The following is a 20,557-nucleotide window of genomic DNA, read 5'->3' as shown; positions in this document are numbered from 1 at the left end:
TTACCACTCCAAATATGTTTTTGCTTTTTTTATCTCACTGATGTTGATCTCAAAAATTCCCTCTTCGTTTTCTACTGCAATGCTCTCTTCGTCCGCTTTTACGAGCCTTCCTGCAAATTTCTCAGCCTCGGTTTGAACTTTGACAAGCTCACCAACACTCGCTTTAAAATGCGAAGGCTTACTAAGCTTTCTCTCAAGGCCAGGTGAGCTAACCTCAAGGTTATAATCCCCGCTAACTGGCGGTGTCACGTCAAAGATAGGCGAGAGCAGACGGCTCACTTTTTCGCAATCATCAAGGCTCACTCCGCCATCTTTTGTGATGTAAACTCTAAAAATAGCCCTGCCATTTTCATTTGCGATCTCACTGTCGTAAAGCTCAACGCCGCATTCGCGTACTAGTTTGTCTAAATTATCCATTTTTGTTTAAATCCTTTGAAATTTTATCAAACAACTTATCCATATGGTTTTGATACTCTAATCTATCATCAAATTTAAAGTGAAAATTTGGACATCTATACCAACCCTCAGCCGCCATGCAGTGGTTTTGCAAGTGCCTACAAACGCGCTTTAGATGCCCCAAAATATACTCTTGCTCGCGCTCATCAAACATCATCTTGTCAAGATAGACAAAAGCGTCGTATCTGCCCTTTTTGCATTCGACGTCAGTGACGCAAAGCCCCTTTAAAATGCTATCTTCAAGAGTGGCTAGAGCCTCTGGTATGAGCTCTTTTAGCACGCTCTCTGTTCTCATACGCTTTATTTCGTTAGCGTTCATAGAGTAGCTTTCTCCTTGACTTCTTTGAAGCTTTCGATGTAGTCATTTTCTCTAATGTCGTTGAGATTCTCGATACCAACGCCACACTCGTAGCCTTTAGCAACCTCTTTGACATCATCTTTGAAGCGTTTTAGTGAGCTAACTAAGCCCTCATAAACGACCACACCTTCTCTAATAAGGCGAATTTTTGCCCCTCTGTTTATCGTACCCTCAGTGACGATACATCCAGCGATAGTGCCAACTTTTGGCACGTGGATCACTTGGCGAACCTGAGCTTGGCCAAGCTGCTCTTCTCTGATGATAGGTGACATTAGTCCGCCCAAAATCGCCTTCACGTCGTCTATTAAGTTATAAATAACGTTATAAGTTTTTATCTCGACGCCGCTCTCTTTTGCCTTCTCTTTTATCTCGCCAGTTGGCCTTATGTTAAAGCCAAGGATGATACAATCGTTACTTGCGCTTGCAAGTGCAACGTCGCTTTGCGTGATGCCGCCAACACCTGAGTGGATCACATTTACTCTAATCTCATCATTTGCTAGTTTTTCTAGGCTTGCTTTTAGCGCCTCAAGTGAGCCGCCAACGTCAGCTTTGATGATGACTGGAAGTGTCTTTAGCTCGCCCTCAGCGATCTTAGCGCTAAGCTCATCGATACTAACCTTTGTACTCTTGCTAAGCTCTTTTTGGCGGATATATTCAGCCTTTTTCTGTGCGTACTCACGAGCTTCTTTATCAGTTTTTACGCCTATTAGTGTCTCGCCAGCCTCTGCTATCTCGCTAAGACCCACTATCACGCCACATTCGCCTGGTTTTATCTCTTTTAATGGCCTGCCCTGATCATCAAGCAAGCTTCTTATCTTACCGTATGCAACGCCAGCTACTACAGTATCTCCAACATGAAGCGTACCGTTTTCAACTATGATGGTAGCTACTGGACCACGGCCTTTTTGAAGTGAGCTCTCGATGACAGTAGCTTTTGCGTTTGCCTTTGGATTTGCCTTTAGCTCCAAAAGATCAGCTTGTAAAAGCACGATCTCAAGTAGATCATCTATGCCCATGCCTGTTTTTGCAGAGATCGGCACAAATTCATATTTGCCACCCCACTCTGTTGGCATGATGTCAAGCTCAGCAAGACCAGTTTTTACTAGATCAGGATTTGCTGACTCTTTATCCATTTTGTTTATTGCGATGATTATTGGCACACCAGCGGCTTTTGCGTGACTAACCGCCTCTTTTGTCTGTGGTTTTACGCCGTCATCTGCTGCAACAACGATGATAACTATATCAGTTACACCAGCGCCCCTTGCACGCATAGCTGTAAATGCCTCGTGACCTGGAGTGTCGATAAATGTGATGTTTCTGCCATTTTTATTTACCATATAAGCGCCCACGTGCTGAGTGATGCCACCAGCCTCGCCAGCAGCTACGCGAGACTTTCTTATGTAGTCAAGTAGCGAGGTTTTGCCGTGGTCGACGTGACCCATGATGGTTATGACTGGTGCTCTTAGCTGGAGATTTTCATCATCTTTTATCTCCTCTTCATAGGCTGCTACGTAGTCAAATTCTTTTTGATCGTCGATGATATTTACCTCGACGTTAAACTCATCGGCCAAAATTTCTATCGCATCCTCATCCAAAAAGTCATTTTTAGTTGTCATCATACCAAGCATAAATAGCTTACCTATGACCTCGCTTGGCTGTTTATTTAGCTTTTCAGCAAATTCATAAACACGAATTTCTTTTGGGATATTTATCGAAGTTACAGCTTCGCTATTTTGTTTATTTTCAGGCTTTTTGTGTTTTTTTCTAGCTCTTCTTTGTATGCCACCCTCGCCAAACGAATTTATCGTGTTATTGACGGTTGTCTTCATCGCACTTGGCTGTTTTGTCCTTTGCATCGGAGCTGGAGCTGGGGTTTTAAAGCTAAAATCAGGTAGCACCACCACATCCTCATCTTCAAGCACGATGTCACCAAAGTCGCTTCCGCCAAGCAAGTCCATCTTCTCAGCGCTATCTTTTTTGCTTACAACTGTTACTTTTTTCTCTTTTTTCTTTTTTCTAGCCAAATTTTCATCGCTAGCAGAAAACATACTCTTAAAATCGCTAATGTTAGTAACAGTCGCCTCAGCCTTTTTCTCCTCTTTTACAGGAGCTGGCGCCTCGTAATCTTTTTTCTTTTTAACTATCACAAGACCGCGTCTTTTTTGAGTCACATCAGCCAAGCTCTCTTTTGGTTTCGGTGCTTCTGCTGGCTTTTGCTCGACCTTTACAGGCTCTTCTTTTTTAGGCTCAGTTTTAGGTTTTTCCTCTGAAATTTGCACCTCTTTTTTAGGCTCAGTCTTTACCTTTTCAGGCTTTGGCTCAGCCTTAGTAGCTGTCTTTTTAGGCTCAGTTTTAGACTTTTCTTCTTTTTTTACTGACTCTTTTTCTGCCTCTTTTTTAGGCTCTTTTTTTGCCTTTGGCTCACTCTTTTTCTTTTTAAATTTATCTGGTATTACGCCAGTTTGAACGTATTCATATATTGCCTCAGCCTCTTCAAGGCTCACAGCATTTGAGTGAGTTTTGACCTTTAGGCCTAGTTCTTGAGCTTTTTCGACTATCTCTTTACTTGGATAGCCAAGCTCATTTGCGATCTCTGAAATCCTAACATTGCTCATTTAAGAGTATCTCCTTTAACTTCGGTGCGTCAAGTCCGAGGGCACCTTTAGTTTGTTTATCAATTATTTTTTTTAAAATTTTGTCGTCTTTTTGCAAACAGCCATCACATAGATAGAAACTGCGACCGTCTCCTTTGCCGCACTCTAAATTCTTGCCTACCAAGCGGTATCTTTTTAGCAAGTTTTGAGAAAATTTAACTTTGCAAGCGACGCATGTCCTTACTGGATTATTTTTATTCATTATACCTTTTTAAACTTGTTTTTAGCTTTGCGTAATTTCGTATCCATCGTTATCAAATGAAAAAATTTCAACTCTAAAATCACTAAATTTACTCTTTAAAACATCTTGTAAATTTTTAGCATCATCTTTGTAAGCGATGTTTAAAAAGCTTGAGCCTGAGCCTGAAAGTGTGCTCATTAGCGCTCCATTTTCATAAGCTACCTTTCGCACCTCAAAAAGCTCTTTTAAAGCGCTCATTCTGCGCTCTTCGTGCATCATATCTTCGCTTGCTACCCTTAAAAGATCATATCTTTTTTCATAGAAACAAGAGGTCAAAAATGCAGCGTGAGAGAGGTTATTTACGCACTCTTTTATAGTGTAGTTTTTTGGCAAAATTTGCCTTGATGATGCAGTGCTCATCGGCTTATTTGGGATGACGACGACTGCTTTTATATCATCGCTTAAATTTATTTTATTTGCATAAACATTGCCATTTTTTACAACCGCGCTGATAAATCCGCCATGAACTGCCGGCGAGATATTATCTGGATGTGTTTCATAGATGATAGCTTTATTTAAAACGACGCTTTTGCTAGCCTTAAATCCAGCCATCTCGTAAGCTGAGGCTATGGCTCCAACGATCACTGCGGAGCTGCTACCAAGTCCTCTTGAAAATGGGATATTGTTTTCAAAAACTATTCTGAAGTTTTCATTTTTACCGGTTAGCTCTAAAAAAATTTCATTAAAAATGCTTAGAAAAATGTTGTTTCTTTTTAAATTTGTGCTATCACTTCCCTCGCCATTTATCGAAACTGAGCTAAATTTAGATGGTTCGATCTTTACGCTATTAAAAAGCTTTAAACTAAGTCCTAAAGCGTCAAAACCAGGTCCTAAATTTGCACTTGTGGCAGGGATTAAGATATTCAAATTTTCTCCTAAACAGCTTGGATGATATAATTTGGAAGTGTATCTGAATTTAGTTTTAATTCATCTAAATTTAAAGGCAACACAAATCTCACTGGCTCAACTTTTTCAAGCGAAATTTCGCCCTCTTTTAGCACAAAGCTTAAATTTTTATTTGCTCTGATCGCTTCGCCGCCATTTAGACTAAAGCCACTTACCGCGTAAAATTCACAGCCCTTTGCCAAAGAAAAAGTTTTCAAGATGACGTAGGCCACCTTTAGCCCCATAAAACTGCCTGGCGTGTTTGCGTAGATAATCTTTGTGATGTTAAATTTAGAGGATAAATTTTCTAGGATTTTTATCAGAGCTTCACTGACATGCTCGTCAGTTGTGATCTCATCAAATTTTACGCCATCTTTATAGACTCCAACTAAAAGTGGAGTCGATAAAGAGACTACTAAAATTTCAATATTTTTTATGCAAATACCTTTTGATACTCTTTTAAAAGCTCGCCACTAAGCGTTGCGATCTCATAATTTTTCTCATCTGCCATTAAAGCAAGTGTTAGTTTGTGGTTTAGATCGTGGCTGCCAGCAAATGCTGTGTAGTCACCTAGTAAAGGTGCTCCAAGCAAGCTCAAATCGCCAACTGCGTCTAAAATTTTATGTCTTACAAACTCATTTTCAAATCTCAAACCTTCTGGGTTTAAAATATGCGTATCATCGATAGCCACGGCATTATCAAGCGATGCACCAAGGGCTAAATTTTGAGCTTGCAAGCGTTGCAAATCTTTTAAAAAGCCAAAAGTTCTAGCACGAGCGATATTTTTTACAAATGAGCTCTTGCTAAATTCAAAAAGATATCTTTGCTCGCCGATAACTGGGTGGTCAAATTTGATCGTATAGTCAAATTTTGGATTTCTTGAAGGCGAAGTTCGCACAAATTTTGACCCCTCAACCACCTCGACCTCACGGCGGACAAGGATGACTTTTTTACCAGCGTCAAGATGTCTTATGCCAGCTTCATCAAGCAACATACAAAAGCTTATCGCACTGCCGTCCATGACAGGAATTTCATTTGCATCAACCGAAATTCTAATATTATCAATGCCGTATCCATTTACAGCTGCCATTAGGTGCTCTATCGTACTGATAAAGCCCTTTTCGTTGCCAACGACGGTTGCCATTTGCGTATTTATAACGTTTTTAGGCTCAGCTTTAAAACTAATACCAAGATCTTCGCGGTGCAAAATAATACCTGAATTTGCATCAAGAGGTTCTAGTATAAGTCTTATCGGCTCACCCTTATGAAGCCCTATACCAATGGTCTCAACGCGTCTTGCGATAGTAGTTTGTTTCAAAAATTTTCCTTATATTTTTTTGTTCGCTTATGATAGCACTAAAAAATCAAATTTGCAAATTTAATTCTTATCTATCATCGCCTTTGCGGCATCCAAGACACTTGTCACATTGTCTTTTATCCACTTTTTATCCATCCATTGTTGAGGCCTTACCTCTTCGCCTTGGACCAAAATTCCAAAGTGAAGGTGATCTCCAAGAGCAAGCCCACTCGTTCCAGTTGTACCTATTTGATCGCCAGCAGCAACCATGTCGCCCTCTTTTACCTTCGCACTTGAACAGTGTCCGTAAAGTGAGTAAAGTCCAAATCCATGATCGATCACAATGTTTAAACCATAAATTCCATTCTCAGATGCTAGCACAACGCGACCTGCATTGCTGGCTATTATCGGAGCTGATGCCACGCTTGCAAAATCTATACCCATGTGCCATGACTCACTTACTTGCTCGTTATTATATGTATAGAAGCGGTGGTCGGCAAAATCAGCTACTTTCTTGCCATTTCTAAGCGGGTAAAATGGGATGATATTAAAGCCGTTTGTGATGTCAGTATCGACATTTGAAGTAAGTGCTGTTATCTTCTCTTCGTTTGAATTTCTTAGTGTTTCATTGACAAATTTCATCTTCTCAAGCCTTGAAAGAGCGTTTGGATCTTTTGCATATTGATCTGTTAGATCAACGATCTTTCCATCTAAAAATCTATCATTTAAAGCAATAGTTGAAGTTTTGTATTTTACATTTTCATAAAAATATCTCACGTGAGACTTGCTCTCATTGCCTGCAAAGTCTCTTGCGATGACCTCAGCGCTAAAGTTTTCAACCTGCACTGGCCAAGCAACAAGCGCTGCGTAAAAGCCCTCTTTATAAAATGGCACAGCCTTAAATTTCTTACCAAAATTTGTCTGGACATAGACCTCTTTTAGCTGATTATCAGTCGCTCTAAAGACAACAACCGCGCTACCGCCTTTTGAGATAGAATAAGACTGAGAAAGCACGTAAAGATCAGGCTTAGAGGTATCAAGTACGACTTCAACTTTTTTGCTTGCTTTATTGCCTGTAAAAAAGCCCCATTTGCTAGTATCAACCGCCTCTATGCTCATCTCATAAGTATCTTTTTGAGCAAAAAAGCCAGTTTTTGGGAAGGTTAAATTTACATCAAGCTCAGTGCTTGGATTTTGTATGATTTGATTTAGTAAATTTAGGTCATTTTTGCCGTCATTTATGCTGATGCGCACAAATTTTATACCGCTGTCATCTTTAAATTTGATATTCATAGGCGAGCGAAGGTTCCAATAAACCTTATCAGCAACGCCGATAATTGGCTCATTTCGCTCAAAGTCTTTCGACATCAAAGCATATCCAAAGCCACCAGCTAATATCAAAACAAGTAAAACTACAACAATACCAAAACCGCCTATTCCACGTCTATACATATATTATTACCTTAAATTTTATTTGCGAAATTTTACATTTTATCAATAAATTTTTAGTTAATTACAAAATTTCTCTTACAGCTCTAGCTTCGCTCATCCAGTCAAAAAGCTCGTCCCAGCGCTCATCTTTTATGAGATCTTTGCACAAATTTAGCTCTTTTTCAAACATATTTATCGCAGCAACGACGTTGTTTTTATTTTGCTTAAAGATATCGCTCCACATAAATGGCGAACTCTTTGCAACGCGTATCATGCCCTTAAATGTCGGCCCTCCAAGTGCAACGATGTGCCTTTTATCCTCTTCTTTTAAGATCCCGCTAGCAAGCGAAAATGCAATAGCGTGAGGCAGATGCGAGATAAGACCCACGTGATGATCATGCTCTTTTGCACTCATGAAAATGATCTTCATGCCAAGGCAAGAAAATAGCTCAACGCTTCTTTTCACATGTTTTTCTGCACTCTCAGCAAAGTCGCAAACTATGACAGTTGCCCCTGTATAAAGTGACTTAAAAGCAGCTTCTGGACCAGAGTACTCGGTACCTGCCATCGGGTGAGCTGGGATGAAATTTTTACGAATTTTTTCTGGCACGGCTTCTATTATCTTTTGCTTTGTCGAGCCAAAATCAATAATCGTCGTATCTTCGCTAATGTCAGTTAAATTTTGCACGATGCTTGCGATGGCTTCTACTGGCACAGCCAAAAAGATGATGTCACACTTCTTTTTCATCTCATCGATGCTTAAAATTTCATGCACCAAGCCAAGTTCTAGCGCTTTTTTGCTGTGATTTTCATCTTTATCATATCCGCTGACACACGAGATCAATTTCTCATCTTTTAATGCAAGACCAAGCGAGCCACCCATAAGACCAAGTCCGATGATACCTATTTTCATAAAAAACCTTTAAAATTATAAAATTTAAATTTTTTAAAAATAAAATATGATATTATACGCACTTATACTAAAACTCTAGGTTAAATTTAATGAAAAAGAAATTATTTTTACTAGCACTAGCTTTAAGCGGTCTAAATGCACAAACGATTCAGTCAATAAATTTCAAAGGTCTAATCCACCTTTCACCTGATGTAGCCACGCAGATAATGGGGCTAAAAGTCGGTCAAGAGCTAACACCAAAGCTTAGCGATAAGGCTATCACAAATTTATACAAGCAAAATTATTTTGATGATATCTACATAGAAGATACAGGTAATGGCAATCTTTTAGTAAAAGTAAAAGAGAAGCCAAGCGTAGCTAGAGTCGATCTAAAGGGTGTTGTGACAAACGACAAAACTGCGATCGAGTCGCTAATCAACATAAAACCTGGCAATATGTATGATGAGCTAACTATCGAAAAAACAAAAGAGAGAATTCGCCAGTACTACGAGTCAAAGGGCTATTTTGATACAGTTGTTGATGTAGAAAAACAGCCAGTTGCAGACAACGACAGCTCACTTTTCATCACTCTAAACATAAACCGCGGCGAAAATATGATAATCAAAAAGGTAAATTTAGTCGGCGCAAAAGAGTTTGACTATGATGATATCGAGCCAGTTGTTGCAAACAAAAGTAGAGAATTTATGGGCTGGCTTTGGGGTAGAAACGACGGAAAAGTTAAACTTTTCGAGCTTGAAAATGACCCAGCAAGAATTCAAGATAAATATTTTCAAAAAGGTTATCTAGATGCGACAGTTTCGTCGCCTTATCTAAATGCGTCATTTGATAACTACACAGCTGATCTTACATACTACATCCACGAGGGCGAGCCTTATAAGGTTTCAAACGTAAGCATCACAGCACCTGAAGAGCTAGGACTTGATACTAAAAAGATCATAGATGACTTTAGACTTGAAGCTGGCGATACGATGAACTCAGCAAGACTTCGCCAAGATATGAAAAAGCTTGACGATATGGTCGCTGACAAGGGTTATGCATTTGTCAAAGTCTATCCAAAGACTGACAAATTTGATGAAAATAAAACAGTTGATATCGACTACGAAGTTGATCCTGGCGAAAAAGTATATATAAGAAATGTTCAAATTTCAGGAAACGATAGAACAGTTGATCGCGTCGTAAGACGTGAGCTATATCTAACTGAGGGAAATTTATATAGTAGAACAGACCTTCAAGACTCAAAAGATGCATTAAAAAGAACAAGCTACTTTGACGATGTCGAGATAGAAGAAGATCCTGTTGATAAAAACACAGTCGATCTAAAAGTAAAGGTAAAAGAGGCCTCAACTGGCTCAATAAGTGGCGGTATCGGATACGGAAGTAGCGATGGCTTGCTACTAAACGCTGCACTTTCTGACACAAACATCTTTGGCTCTGGTCTTCAAGGACAAGTAAGTGTAGATAAGAGCGATAGAGAGCTTTCAGGTCAGATAAGTCTTACAAATCCAAGAATTTTTGACTCAGAGTATAGCCTTGGCGGAACACTCTATGCAAACGACTATGACTGGAGAACTTATAAAGAGAGAAGCTATGGCTTTAGCACAACGCTTGGTAGAAAATTAACCAGAAATTTAAGCGCATCACTTACTTATAATATCGAGCAAAGTAAAGTTACTCTAAAAGATGATGAGCTAAGAGATATAAATAGATACACAGGCAAAGAAATTTATAGAGAAGGCAAGGCTATAAAAAGCGCTATAACTCCGGCTTTAACATATAATAGCACCGATGATTACTACTTGCCAAGACGCGGTATCATAGCTAGTACATCATTTGAGATAGCAGGACTTGGTGGTGATATGGATTTTGTTAAAAACCGCACAAATTTCAACTACTATCTAGGTCTTAGAGAGTACATCGACTACGATCTTATCTTAAGATATAAAGCAAGCTTTGGCAAAATTTGGGAGAGAGGCTATACTCCTATCAACGAAAGACTTTACCTTGGTGGTATAAGAAGCTTACGTGGTTACGAGAGCAGAACTGTATCTCCAAAAGTAAAATACAAAGGCGACTACTATGAATACGGCGGCGAAACATCATTTAACAACTCAGTTGAGATGAGCTTCCCTATAATAGAGCGTGTCAAAATGCGTGGCGTTGTATTTTATGACTATGGTATGATCGGCGAAAATAGCCTAAATGAGATAAAAAGATCATCAGTTGGTACAGGTATCGAGTGGATAACACCTATCGGACCACTTCAACTAATCTTCGCAAAAGCTCTTAAACCTAAAGAGGGCGATGATACAAATACGTTTGAATTTACTATCGGAAGACGCTTCTAATAAGATACTTTTAAGGGGCTAGTTTGCCCCTTAAATCCCCCACATACAAACAAACTTTAAGTCATATAAGAAAAAGCAAGGCTAACATTAGATATAATCCCACAATTTTTAATATAAGTGGGTAAAAAGATGAATTTCTCAGACATTTTTTCAAAGATAAGAAAAGCTCAACCTCGTCCAGAAGAAGCACCTACACACTGGGTAAAATGCGACAACTGTCACTCACTGATGTATTACAAAGAAGTTGAAGCTTGTTTTAATGTATGCCCAAAATGCGGCTACCACATGAGATTAAAAGCTGATGATCGCATAAATTTGATCTGCGATGAAGGTAGCTTTATAGAATTTGACGCAAATTTAAAACCAGTAGATCCTTTAAATTTTGTCGATAAAAAATCATACAAAAAAAGAATCACAGAAAATAAAGAAAAAACAGGACGCACAAGCTCAGTGATATGTGGCGAAGGCAAATGCAACGGACAAGAGATCCAGCTAGTTGTTTTTGACTTTGGCTTTATGGGCGGCTCACTAGCTTCGGTCGAGGGCGAAAAGATCGTAAGAGCGATAAAACGCGCGATCGAAAAACGCCAAGCCTTAATCATCGTAAGCGCATCTGGCGGCGCTAGAATGCAAGAGAGCACATTTTCTTTGATGCAGATGTCAAAGACCTCAGCAGCCCTAAAACTTCTTGATGAAGCAAAGCTCCCATATATTTCTATCCTTACAGATCCTACGATGGGTGGCGTTAGTGCATCATTTGCATGGCTTGGAGATCTAATAATCGCCGAACCTGGTGCGCTAATAGGTTTTGCAGGGCAAAGGGTTATTAAACAAACCATAGGTGCTGATCTTCCAGAGGGCTTTCAAAGGGCTGAATTTTTGCTTGAACATGGTCTTATAGATGACATCGTGCCAAGAAGCGAGCACAAAAAATATATAAGCGATATGGTTAAATTTCTTACAAATAACAAAGCTATGATCTCTAAAAGCGAAGTGACGACTAGAAACGAAGCTGGCTTTGAGCTAAAGCTAAAAACCAAAGGGTAAGTTTGGAAATTTCGGTTTTTAGCATTCAAAAATCATCGCGTGACAACTTTGAAAACGAGATACAAGAATATATAAAAATGAGTGCAAAATTTGCCAAGATAAACGACAAAATAATATTTAATGAAAAGATAGCAAAGGCTCAAAGCAGTGGCAGAAGCGATGCACTAAGAGCTTATGATGAAATTTACGAGCCAAATTTAAAAGGCTTTTGCGTGATGCTTGATGAAAATGGCTCACAGCTTGACAGCCAAGAATTTGCTCAAATTTTAAACTCAAATTCACAGATCAATTTTTTCATAGGTGGAGCTTATGGGCTTAGCCAAAATTTAAAAAACAAGGCACAAAAAGTCGTAAGCTTAAGCAAGATGACTATGGCGCACAAAGTCGCCAAGCTCGTACTTTTTGAGCAAATTTTTAGAGGGCTTTGTATCAATGCAAACCACCCATATCACAAATAAAGGAATATAAAATGACTCAAAACGAGCTAAATTTTTTCAAAAAACTACTTGAAGATAGAAAGCTACAAATCAAAAAAAATATTTATGACTCATCAGTTGAAGTAAGCGGTCTAAGAGATAGTGGAGTAAGCGATGAATTTGACATCGCTTCAGTAAATACCGACCAGCTTATAGAGCAGTCTATATCAACCCAGCAAAGAGCCGAGCTTCACGAGATCGACGAGGCGCTTGAGAAGATAGCAAACAAGACTTATGGAATTTGTGACATGTGCGAAGAGGAGATCGGCATCCCTCGCCTAAAAGTAAAACCGCATGCAAAATACTGTATAGCTTGTCGTGAGATAATAGAAAAAACAGCAAAAAACTAAGGAGAAAATATGAAAACCAGAAAATTTCTCGTCTACTGCATCATCTACACAGCAGTTGTTGCAGGACTTACCTATTCTCTTAATAGTTCAGACTTCACCTTTGAGCTCTTAGGTCAAGCCATAACCTTGCCAGTAGCTGTCTGGGTGGCACTTCCAGTAGCTCTTTTGGCGCTTCTTGCCCTACTTCACATCGCATATCACGGATACGCCTTTTATAGATATAAAAAATGGATAAAAAAAGATAGCCATCTCTACAAAGACCTTGCAAAAGAGACGCTTCTTGGCTTTGAGAGCAACAAAGACTTTAAAACTGATACTTACAAGATCGCCTCACAGCTCACTCGCTCTATCTCACCGGTAGGCGAGCTTAAAGATGTTGGCGTTGATGACGGCGAGATAAACAACATCTTACAAACCATAAAAAGCATAAAAAACAAAGAGATCGTCGATCTAAAGAAATTTAGGCTAGCAAAAGATAGCAAGCTAAACATCCTAAACGAGCTAAACAAGATCGAGCAGCTGCCTACTTACTATCTTGACGTGCTTAAAAACCAAGAACAAAACGAGAGCCTTAAAAAGGCAGCCTTTAACAAGCTCATAAAAACAGCTTCATTTAGTGAGATCAAAAAAATCGATCCAGAGCTAGCAAGCGAAGATATAATGACCATTATCACGCGTTTCGTAAATGATGAGATCGACCTAAGTAGCGATGAAATTTTTGGTCTTCTAAACAACGCAAAAGTGACAAAAGCACAATACGACAAAGCAGCCATAATGCTTAAAAACAAGCTAAAACCAGATGCGTTTATCGGCATTTTTGAGAAGCTAAAAAGCATCCATGCTGACGCTGATGAGGCCTACGTATATGCGCTATTTGAGCTTCAGATGCTTGATAAAGTAAGAGAGGCTATCGAGGGTAGCGACCCTGATGAGTTTAAAGAGATAAAGGTTTTACTATTTTTACGAGATAACGGCAAAATGGTGCCTAGCTCGCTATTTTTTAAATGATAGACTTTAGTAAAAAGCCACTTTTCTTAGCGCCACTTGCTGGCTTTTCCGACCTGCCGTTACGAAGTGTCGTCAAGAAATTTGGCTGCGACGTTACTGTTAGCGAGATGATCAGCGCAAATGCCTTGGTCTATGAGAGCAGTGACAAAACCCTTGAAATGCTTAAAAAATCCCCAAATGAAGAGCCCTACGTCGTCCAGATAGCTGGTAGCGATATAGAAAATCTAAAAAAAGCCGTGCAGATAGTCAATAAATTTGATGGAATTTATGGGCTCGATCTAAACTGCGGCTGCCCTGTGCCAAAGGTCGTTAGACAAGGCGCAGGATCGGCTTTGTTAAACGATCTTGACAAACTTCAAAGCATCATCTCAGCCATAAAAAGCGTCTCAAACAAAGAGAGCCTAAGCGTTAAATTTAGACTTGGCTTTAACGACAAAAATGAAGAGAAAATCGCAAAGGCCTGCGAAGAAGCTGGCGCAGACTACATCGCAGTGCATGGTCGCACCAGAGCTGGCGGATACACTGCAAAGGTTGATTACGAAGCGATCGCTAGAGTAAAGGCGAGCGTGAAAATCCCAGTCGTTGCAAATGGCGACATAAACGCGCAAAATGCAGATGAAATTTTAAATCTCACAAAATGCGACGCCCTAATGATCGGCAGAGCAAGCATCGGCAACCCTTGGATATTTCACGAGATAAAGACCAAAACTAGCGTGGATAAGGCGCTAAAGCAAAAGATCATACTAGCTCACTTTGATGCGATGATCGAGCACTACGGCGAGCACGGACTTTGCATATTTAGAAAGCACCTCCACCAATACAGCAAGGGCATAGACGGCGCAACAACCTTTAGAAACGATGTAAATTTCATCAAAGACGTGGCAGCGATGAGAGAGCGCATAAAGGAGTTTTTTGCCTAGATGCAAGGCTACATCCTGCGCGTGCAAAAGGTCAGAGACGAGGACCTTTTAGTCTTTGTGCTAACGCCAAATTTGCTCGTAAAATCGTATAGATTTTTTGGCGCTCGCCACTCAAACATCATGACTGGCTACAAGATCGACTTTGAGCTCGAGCAAGAGGCGAAATTTCTACCAAAGCTTAGAAGCATACTCCACCTTGGCTTTAAATGGCTGCTAGAGCGCGACAAACTCATCATTTGGCAGCAGTTCATGCGCCTACTTTATGATCATTTAAAAGAGGTCGAGCAGCTCGATGAAATTTACTTTAACGAGCTTGATCGCTGTGCCAAACAGATGCAGCTGCAAAATCCAAAGCGCCTTATCATCGAAAGTTACGTCAAAATTTTAGAGTATGAAGGCAGGCTTCACAGCGAGCTTGAGTGCTTTATCTGCGACGAGGAGATAGAGAGTGAGCTTTGTTTAACTCGTGGCTTTTTGCCCTCTCACAAGCACTGCCTTGACAGGAGCGAATTTGACGCTAGCAAGATCAAAAATTTGTTTGATACAAAAAGCACGATCGAGCTAAATGACGATGAGATAAACCGCCTTTATAAAATTTTACTTGATGGGCTTTAGGCTTACCTTTGTCCTCTCATCAAATTCTTTTAAAACATCCATTATCTTACTTGCTAGCCCCTCAAGCGTGTGATCCTTTTTAAGCTCTAAATTTCTAAGCTTTAAAATCCTAGCTAGTATATCTTTTAGATCTTTCTTACCAGATAGTATCTCATCATAATAAGCCTTTGGTATGCCTATCTCACTCCTATCTTGCTTTGTAAGTATAAGCGTGTCTCTATATACATTGCGAGCCTCGTCAGTTATCCTTGTTGTGCCACCTTGTAACACAAGACCTTGCTCGTTTTTTAAAAATGCAACAAAGATTTGCTCCTTAGTATAGCCTTGTTCATTGTCATATACAGACATATCAGGCTTGAAGTCATATCCAGCACTACTAACCCACATATAAGGGATAGTATGCTCAGTTGTCATCACTTCTGGAGAGAAGTCAAGGAAATTTCCATTGACTTCTACATTTATATCGCTTAGATCATCCCATAACTTATGTGCATCTTCTGCGTCTTGGGCTGTCCTAAAGATATGAGTTACCTTCTCATTGCTCCTATCAGTTAGTCCATCTAGCTCATCGCTAGTCATCCTACCCATTAGATATTCAAAATGATCCATTTTTTTATCTTTTGAAAAGTAGCCCTTTGGCATCTTTGCCAGATCTTCATTTGAGTAAAATTCTTTACCCTTACTAATAACTCCAGCTGAAATTTGATCAAAAATTTTATAGTATTGCTTTATTGTGTCTGCTAGATCGATATTTGCAAAGCTATCCTCTCCAAAGAGTTGGTTATCTTTTTTTGTTTCCATTGAAAAATTTATACTATTTGGGTGTTTTTGATTGTGTAGCACTATCGCATCAAGCGTGCTTTTGTGGATTTTAAAGTCCTGTGGCAAGCCTGCAGCTTTGTTAAAGTCAGCTCCCATAAATCCTTTAGCATCTACACTATATCCATAACCCTCTTGTGAAGTAAATTTAGCCTGATAAAGAGAGTCGATACTGCTAGATGAAACAAAATCATTCTTAGGAATAGTGACTTGGCTGATCGAATTTATATTTGGAGTGTTAGGCAAGAAATTTGCAAAGCCTTCGCTTTTTGTATGTTTTTGGTAGTGCTGTTTTGTTAAGATGGAGTTATAAGAGACTTTCATAGCTTACTCCTTGAATTTAGCTTCAAAGAGTAAGCAAAAGTTGTGCCGTAAATTTTCTTCTTATCTATCTTTTGCAAATCATATCACTGGAACACCTTTTGCTTTAAACTATAAAAGAAGCTAGGAGGTCAAACCATGAATGATATTAGTATCTTAGGCACAAATGTAAATTCATACACCAAGCAACAACACAAGCAAGATAGATCTGCAAATTTTAGTGATATTTTGAAGCAAAATGCCAAAGAAAAGATTAGCGAGCCAAGCCAAGAGCCAGCTAAATTTACTTATACTACTTCTTCACAAAACAGCCTCGTCTCTTTAAATTTTAATGATCTTCAAGCTTATGGCTACACAGTGGATAAAGCTGGCTTTATGGGAGCTGATTTTAACAAAGCAGCAGGCTTGCCGCAGGACTTTAAAATCCACAAAAGCACGCTTGATGAGATAGTTAGATACAACAACAAAACATATCTCTTCACACAAGATAGAAGCAAGGCTGCCTTTGAAAAGATAGACGTAGCTGATACTACAAAGCACTACTATAAACTTTTTAAAAGCATTGTAGGGGATGAGAAAGATAGATATGGCGAAGCTGATCTAGCAAATTTACCAAAAGGCTTTAGCTTGGATACCAACCAAAAAACCTTTGGTAAAAATGCAAATTTCTTAAAAGATGTGAGCCTAATATCCGTTACAAATATATATAAAACATTTGATCAAGTTAATGATGCAAAGAGCGTTAGAGATGAGCTTAGAGGCTTTGGAGTAAGCCACGAGGTCTATGAGCTAAATTTTAGCAAAGAGCATCTTGATGCAAGAGCCAGTGACGAATATACATTTAACCCTGACATGTCTGTATATCAAGCAGATGATACTTATAGCAATGCTGGTGTGTTTGTGGGATTTTTAAAGAGTTTTAGCCCTATCGCTAGTGATAGTGGTGAGACGAAGCTTAGTGCGGAAGCAAGCTCTTACTCAAAGCTAATGAATGAGCAAAGCTTGGCTGATGATATAGTGCCTCTCTCAAGGCTTTTGAAAAATGAGAAGATGATTAAATTCATATTAGAAGAGCTACTAAAAAGAAATTTGCTCACTTCAAAAGATGGCAAAAGTGCTGGCGAGATAGTAGATAGTGTGCTAGCTCATGCCACAAAGCTTCAAAATGAGACAAAAATCTAAATAGATAAATTTAAAAGGTGGCTGTCTTTAATCCATCAAACCATCTTATTTAAAATTTGCTTCTTGTCTATCTTTTGCATAAGTTCTAAGACATCTATGCCTCTTTTTTCTTTGAAATTTAAAAGCTCTCTTGCATAGAGAAATTTCTGATCCTTATTTATATCATAGGTCTCATACTTTTTCTTAACCTGCATAGGTTTAAATTTCTTCTCATTTTGCTCTTTGGCGAAATTTGCATTGTATTCTTGTTCTTCTTTGTGTAGTTTGGCTAGAAATTCTTTATGCTCTTTTGTAGTTTTTTCTACATCTTCTCTATAAAGCTTCTTAAACTCTTCTATGCTTAGATCAGCTCTAACAAACAAAGCAGCACCATCATTGCTCATCATAGTGCCTTCTGGAAATGATTTTACAAAGGCTTCTAGTTCTGCCTCCTCTTCTGCTGTGCCAAGACCAATCATAAAGCCAATTATTGTTGGCTTGCCATCAACAGAGTTGGTAAGTAGCCAATCCATATAGCTTTGTAGCTCTCCAACTCTAAATTCTTCCATAGTTTCTGGAGGATATTTTGATGCTAAAGCTCTTCTTTCTTTCATGGGGTAATCAGACAGCATACTATCTATTCGATTTATAGTATCTGTTATCCAGCCCTCTTTACTTTGGTCTATATCAATAAATTCTTTTACATTATCAGTCCAGGGTCTAAACATATACTTTGAGTAATCAAATTTTTCTTCGATGACGCTTTTATCTTGCTTGCCTTCTTTGGCTACATTTTCTTTTTGGATAGTGTTGTCTTGTATCGGTGTGTTGCTAAGTCCGTTTATGCTAGTTATCATTTCAGCTCCCCTTACGCCTTTATATCAACATCTCTTTTTATGCCAAGCATATCTACTAGGTATTTTCCAGCTGGGTTTTCATTTAGCTCTTTTACTAAATTTAAAGGTGGCATGCTAAATTTCAAAAAGCTATCCATAAAATCCTTGCTCTTTTTGCCGTCCTTGTCTATCTCGCCAAAGAGAAGCTTTAACATTTTTAGATTATGCTCCATCATCTTTTTAAATGATAGTTCGTCTTCTTCATATCCCCTACGTCTATCTTCAGGAGTGCTGACAAAGCCACTTTCTAAGTCGATATAGATAAAGTCTCTTTTAGATCTAATGTAGTCTTGCATATATTTAGGCATACCTGCTATATCGTTATCGGTAGCATTTATAAAGCCAGGTCCAAATTTCATCTCGCCCATAAGTTCAAACAGCTCAAAAGCTCTATTAAATTCTTTACTATCTATGCTCTTATCATAGCCTTCTCTTTTGCCTTGTGCTGTTGTCTCGCCCTCTCTCACATCAAGGTTGTTGTTTATAACGGCTGCTATAAGTCCGCCTTTAGTTATTGAGCCATCTTTATTAGTGTATTTCTCTCCATGCGGATCCATAAATACACCACTTCCCACACTCTCCTTGCCGCCATTGTTGTTGTTAAAGATATCTGTTGTTGGCTTTAGTGGCTGTCTGCCGTCTCCTCCTTTAAAGCTTGGGTTGAAAAAAAGCGCGCTTATCATCTGCTTATTTGACTCTTTGCCGTTAAAATCAGCCGCAGCCGAGCCAAATTCATGAATGGAGTTATGGATCTTGGTTACTTGCATGCTTTGGCGGTTATAAGAAAAGCCTTGAGGGAAATTTCTTATCTCATCTAAGCTAAAGCTATCTTTTGAGTTTAGTGTGTCTTCGCCAACTACTTGTGAGAGGATTTTGTAGGCATTATTTACGGTTTTTAGTATGTCGATGCTATCAAAAGTCCTTTGCATATAGTCAGACTGCGTCTCTATCCTGACTAATGACTCCAGAGTGCTTGAGTGAATTTTATAATCACTTGGAATGCCAGCTTGCTTATTAAACTCATCTATAAAGTAGCCATCTTTATCTACCTTGTAGCCTAAAACTAGAGAGCTAGTTTGGTTGGTGGCAACTTTGGTTGATACCTTTATGTTCTGCTCTAAATTTAAAGGGTAGCTACCAAGTGCGTTTATCATCTAATATCCTTTTAGCTTCATACCAAAGATATCGTCTTTTTTGTAAAAAGTTTTACCTAGTAAATTTAGCTACTTTTGCCTGCCTAAAGCATAAATTTGATTTAGCTTGTTAAAAGCTAAATTTATATTATCTTCGCTTGGCTTTACGGTGCTGTTTTTTAGTAGCTCAAGCACTAAATTTTTAAAATTTTCTCTATCTTCTGCTAGCTTTTTAAGAGTAGCTACATCGCTCAAGCTTTTGCTTCTATGATCTTTGGTCTGGGCAGCGATGAAAGCGTTGTTTAGCAAGACTTCAGGCTTTAGCGTAGTCTCTCCGCCCTCTAGGATCGCAGGGTTTTCTGACTTTAAAAAGCTAATAAACAAAGCCTCTTTTTTGTAACCAGACTCCGTTTTATAGTAAGAGAGATCTGGGCTAAAGCCACCAGTGTTTTCCTGCTCTAAATTTGCAAAATTTAGCTTTTTGAGGTTCGTTTTTATGCCTAGCTTTGCTAGATCTTCGCTTAAATTTGATGCGAGCTTCATTTCATCTTCGCTGCTAAAGATGTTTGTCACGACCTCGTTTTTGCGACTATTTAAAAAGTCAATATTTGATCTATCGCTCAAATCTGCATTAAAATCAATGCCTTTCATACCTTGCGAGATGTAGCCTTTTGGCAGGCTTGCTAGGTCGCTATCTGTAAAACTATCTTTGTTTAAACTCTTGCCCATTACTTGAGAAAAGATAGCGTAATACTGACCTATCGTGTCTGCAATGTCGATATTTTCAAAGACGTCATTGTCAAAAAGCTTCCCGCTTGCGTTGCTGTAAAGGACGCTATTTATGTTATTTTGCTTTGTTGCGAAGTTTAGAAATTCTTTTATCGTGCTTTTGTGAAGCTTAAAGTCCTGTGGCAAGCCGGCTGCTTTATTAAAGCTAGCGTCCATAAAGCCAGCATTGTCACTTTGATAGCCAAGCTCGTTTTTATCTTTAAATTTCACGCTATAAATGCTTTGCTGTGTATCTTTTGTAAGCTCAAGTCTTTGTAAATTTTGTGCAATGTCTTTTGTTTTTTCATTATTTGCAAGAGCGTTTTGAAATTTGGCACTTTCAGACTGCTCTTTTTGAAGTTTCCTTGCTTTTGCCTCAGTCGCTACTGAGCTATACTTTTGCGTGCTAACACTAAAAATGCTCATTTTTCATCCTTGCTTATCAAATTTATATTTAGTAATC

Annotated in this window: 21 protein-coding genes; 8 read left to right on the top strand and 13 right to left on the bottom strand. The window is 38.9% G+C overall.

Translation table 11 applies throughout. The annotated features are described in order from the left end of the window. The 9 genes from rimP to CVS89_RS02465 form a co-directional block, all read right to left on the bottom strand. A complete protein-coding gene (rimP, locus tag CVS89_RS02505) occupies positions 1 to 417 on the bottom strand; it encodes a ribosome maturation factor RimP (protein ID WP_021089627.1) in 417 nt (138 codons plus the stop codon). Continuing rightward, positions 410 to 775, bottom strand: coding sequence for a 30S ribosome-binding factor RbfA (gene rbfA / locus CVS89_RS02500; protein ID WP_004317240.1), 366 nt, complete (start codon positions 773 to 775; stop codon positions 410 to 412). The genes rimP and rbfA overlap by 8 nt, the downstream gene beginning before the upstream one ends. Further along, positions 772 to 3,429, bottom strand: coding sequence for a translation initiation factor IF-2 (infB, locus tag CVS89_RS02495; RefSeq protein ID WP_107848309.1), 2,658 nt, complete (start codon positions 3,427 to 3,429; stop codon positions 772 to 774). Before infB ends, rbfA begins: the two co-directional genes overlap by 4 nt. After that, entirely contained in the window at positions 3,416 to 3,670 is a 255-nt protein-coding gene (locus CVS89_RS02490; protein WP_004317260.1) for a hypothetical protein, read from the bottom strand. The genes infB and CVS89_RS02490 overlap by 14 nt, the downstream gene beginning before the upstream one ends. A gap of 21 nt (positions 3,671 to 3,691) precedes the next feature. Further along, complete coding sequence (thrB, locus tag CVS89_RS02485) at positions 3,692 to 4,576, bottom strand: homoserine kinase (protein WP_107848308.1); 885 nt, start codon at positions 4,574 to 4,576, stop codon at positions 3,692 to 3,694. Between the two features lie 8 nt (positions 4,577 to 4,584). Next, positions 4,585 to 4,947, bottom strand: a complete 363-nt coding sequence (locus CVS89_RS02480) for a glycoprotease (RefSeq protein WP_107848307.1) — start codon at positions 4,945 to 4,947, stop codon at positions 4,585 to 4,587. Between the two features lie 80 nt (positions 4,948 to 5,027). Continuing rightward, positions 5,028 to 5,912 carry a UDP-3-O-acyl-N-acetylglucosamine deacetylase gene (lpxC, locus tag CVS89_RS02475; protein WP_107848306.1) on the bottom strand — a complete coding sequence of 295 codons (885 nt, stop codon included), beginning with the start codon at positions 5,910 to 5,912 and terminating at the stop codon, positions 5,028 to 5,030. A 60-nt stretch (positions 5,913 to 5,972) separates the two neighbouring features. Continuing rightward, the gene (locus CVS89_RS02470) at positions 5,973 to 7,343 is read right to left on the bottom strand and encodes a M23 family metallopeptidase (RefSeq protein WP_004317224.1); all 1,371 of its coding nucleotides are present in this window, start codon (positions 7,341 to 7,343) and stop codon (positions 5,973 to 5,975) included. A 61-nt stretch (positions 7,344 to 7,404) separates the two neighbouring features. Continuing rightward, positions 7,405 to 8,235 carry a prephenate dehydrogenase gene (locus CVS89_RS02465; protein ID WP_107848305.1) on the bottom strand — a complete coding sequence of 277 codons (831 nt, stop codon included), beginning with the start codon at positions 8,233 to 8,235 and terminating at the stop codon, positions 7,405 to 7,407. Positions 8,236 to 8,324: 89 nt separating this feature from the next. Between CVS89_RS02465 and bamA the strand changes: the two genes are divergently transcribed. The 7 genes from bamA (at position 8,325) to recO (ending at position 14,996) form a co-directional block, all read left to right on the top strand. Next, on the top strand, positions 8,325 to 10,580 hold the full coding sequence (bamA, locus tag CVS89_RS02460) for an outer membrane protein assembly factor BamA (protein WP_107848304.1): 2,256 nt from the start codon (positions 8,325 to 8,327) through the stop codon (positions 10,578 to 10,580). 129 nt (positions 10,581 to 10,709) lie between these two features. Next, positions 10,710 to 11,627, top strand: a complete 918-nt coding sequence (gene accD, locus CVS89_RS02455) for an acetyl-CoA carboxylase, carboxyltransferase subunit beta (protein WP_107848353.1) — start codon at positions 10,710 to 10,712, stop codon at positions 11,625 to 11,627. Between the two features lie 2 nt (positions 11,628 to 11,629). Further along, positions 11,630 to 12,085, top strand: coding sequence for a 23S rRNA (pseudouridine(1915)-N(3))-methyltransferase RlmH (locus tag CVS89_RS02450; RefSeq protein WP_009294328.1), 456 nt, complete (start codon positions 11,630 to 11,632; stop codon positions 12,083 to 12,085). Positions 12,086 to 12,096: 11 nt separating this feature from the next. After that, on the top strand, positions 12,097 to 12,453 hold the full coding sequence (gene dksA, locus CVS89_RS02445; RefSeq protein ID WP_103597315.1) for an RNA polymerase-binding protein DksA: 357 nt from the start codon (positions 12,097 to 12,099) through the stop codon (positions 12,451 to 12,453). Positions 12,454 to 12,462: 9 nt separating this feature from the next. Next, positions 12,463 to 13,461, top strand: coding sequence for a uroporphyrinogen III synthase HEM4 (locus tag CVS89_RS02440; protein WP_107848303.1), 999 nt, complete (start codon positions 12,463 to 12,465; stop codon positions 13,459 to 13,461). Beyond that, on the top strand, positions 13,458 to 14,381 hold the full coding sequence (locus tag CVS89_RS02435; protein WP_107848302.1) for a tRNA dihydrouridine synthase: 924 nt from the start codon (positions 13,458 to 13,460) through the stop codon (positions 14,379 to 14,381). Before CVS89_RS02440 ends, CVS89_RS02435 begins: the two co-directional genes overlap by 4 nt. Further along, positions 14,382 to 14,996: a recombination protein RecO gene (recO, locus tag CVS89_RS02430; RefSeq protein ID WP_021087592.1), complete on the top strand. Its 615-nt coding sequence runs from the start codon at positions 14,382 to 14,384 to the stop codon at positions 14,994 to 14,996. It begins immediately after the preceding gene. On the opposite strand, the gene CVS89_RS02425 is transcribed toward recO, so the two are convergent. Continuing rightward, the gene (locus CVS89_RS02425) at positions 14,979 to 16,139 is read right to left on the bottom strand and encodes a Cj0814 family flagellar-dependent secreted protein (RefSeq protein ID WP_196376818.1); all 1,161 of its coding nucleotides are present in this window, start codon (positions 16,137 to 16,139) and stop codon (positions 14,979 to 14,981) included. The genes recO and CVS89_RS02425 overlap by 18 nt on opposite strands. A 135-nt stretch (positions 16,140 to 16,274) precedes the next feature. Between CVS89_RS02425 and CVS89_RS02420 the strand changes: the two genes are divergently transcribed. Continuing rightward, positions 16,275 to 17,318 carry a Cj0814 family flagellar-dependent secreted protein gene (locus CVS89_RS02420; protein WP_107848499.1) on the top strand — a complete coding sequence of 348 codons (1,044 nt, stop codon included), beginning with the start codon at positions 16,275 to 16,277 and terminating at the stop codon, positions 17,316 to 17,318. 35 nt (positions 17,319 to 17,353) lie between these two features. Here CVS89_RS02420 and CVS89_RS02415 read toward each other — a convergent pair whose 3' ends face one another. The 3 genes from CVS89_RS02415 to CVS89_RS02405 form a co-directional block, all read right to left on the bottom strand. Beyond that, positions 17,354 to 18,154, bottom strand: coding sequence for a cell surface protein (locus tag CVS89_RS02415; RefSeq protein WP_107848500.1), 801 nt, complete (start codon positions 18,152 to 18,154; stop codon positions 17,354 to 17,356). A gap of 11 nt (positions 18,155 to 18,165) precedes the next feature. Further along, on the bottom strand, positions 18,166 to 19,347 hold the full coding sequence (locus tag CVS89_RS02410) for a Cj0814 family flagellar-dependent secreted protein (protein ID WP_107848501.1): 1,182 nt from the start codon (positions 19,345 to 19,347) through the stop codon (positions 18,166 to 18,168). 69 nt (positions 19,348 to 19,416) lie between these two features. Further along, entirely contained in the window at positions 19,417 to 20,520 is a 1,104-nt protein-coding gene (locus CVS89_RS02405; RefSeq protein WP_107848502.1) for a Cj0814 family flagellar-dependent secreted protein, read from the bottom strand. Positions 20,521 to 20,557: the final 37 nt, after the last annotated feature.

This window comes from Campylobacter concisus (assembly GCF_003048615.2).
Lineage (GTDB): Bacteria > Campylobacterota > Campylobacteria > Campylobacterales > Campylobacteraceae > Campylobacter_A > Campylobacter_A concisus_C.
This window is presented reverse-complemented; position numbering and strand designations above follow the sequence as displayed.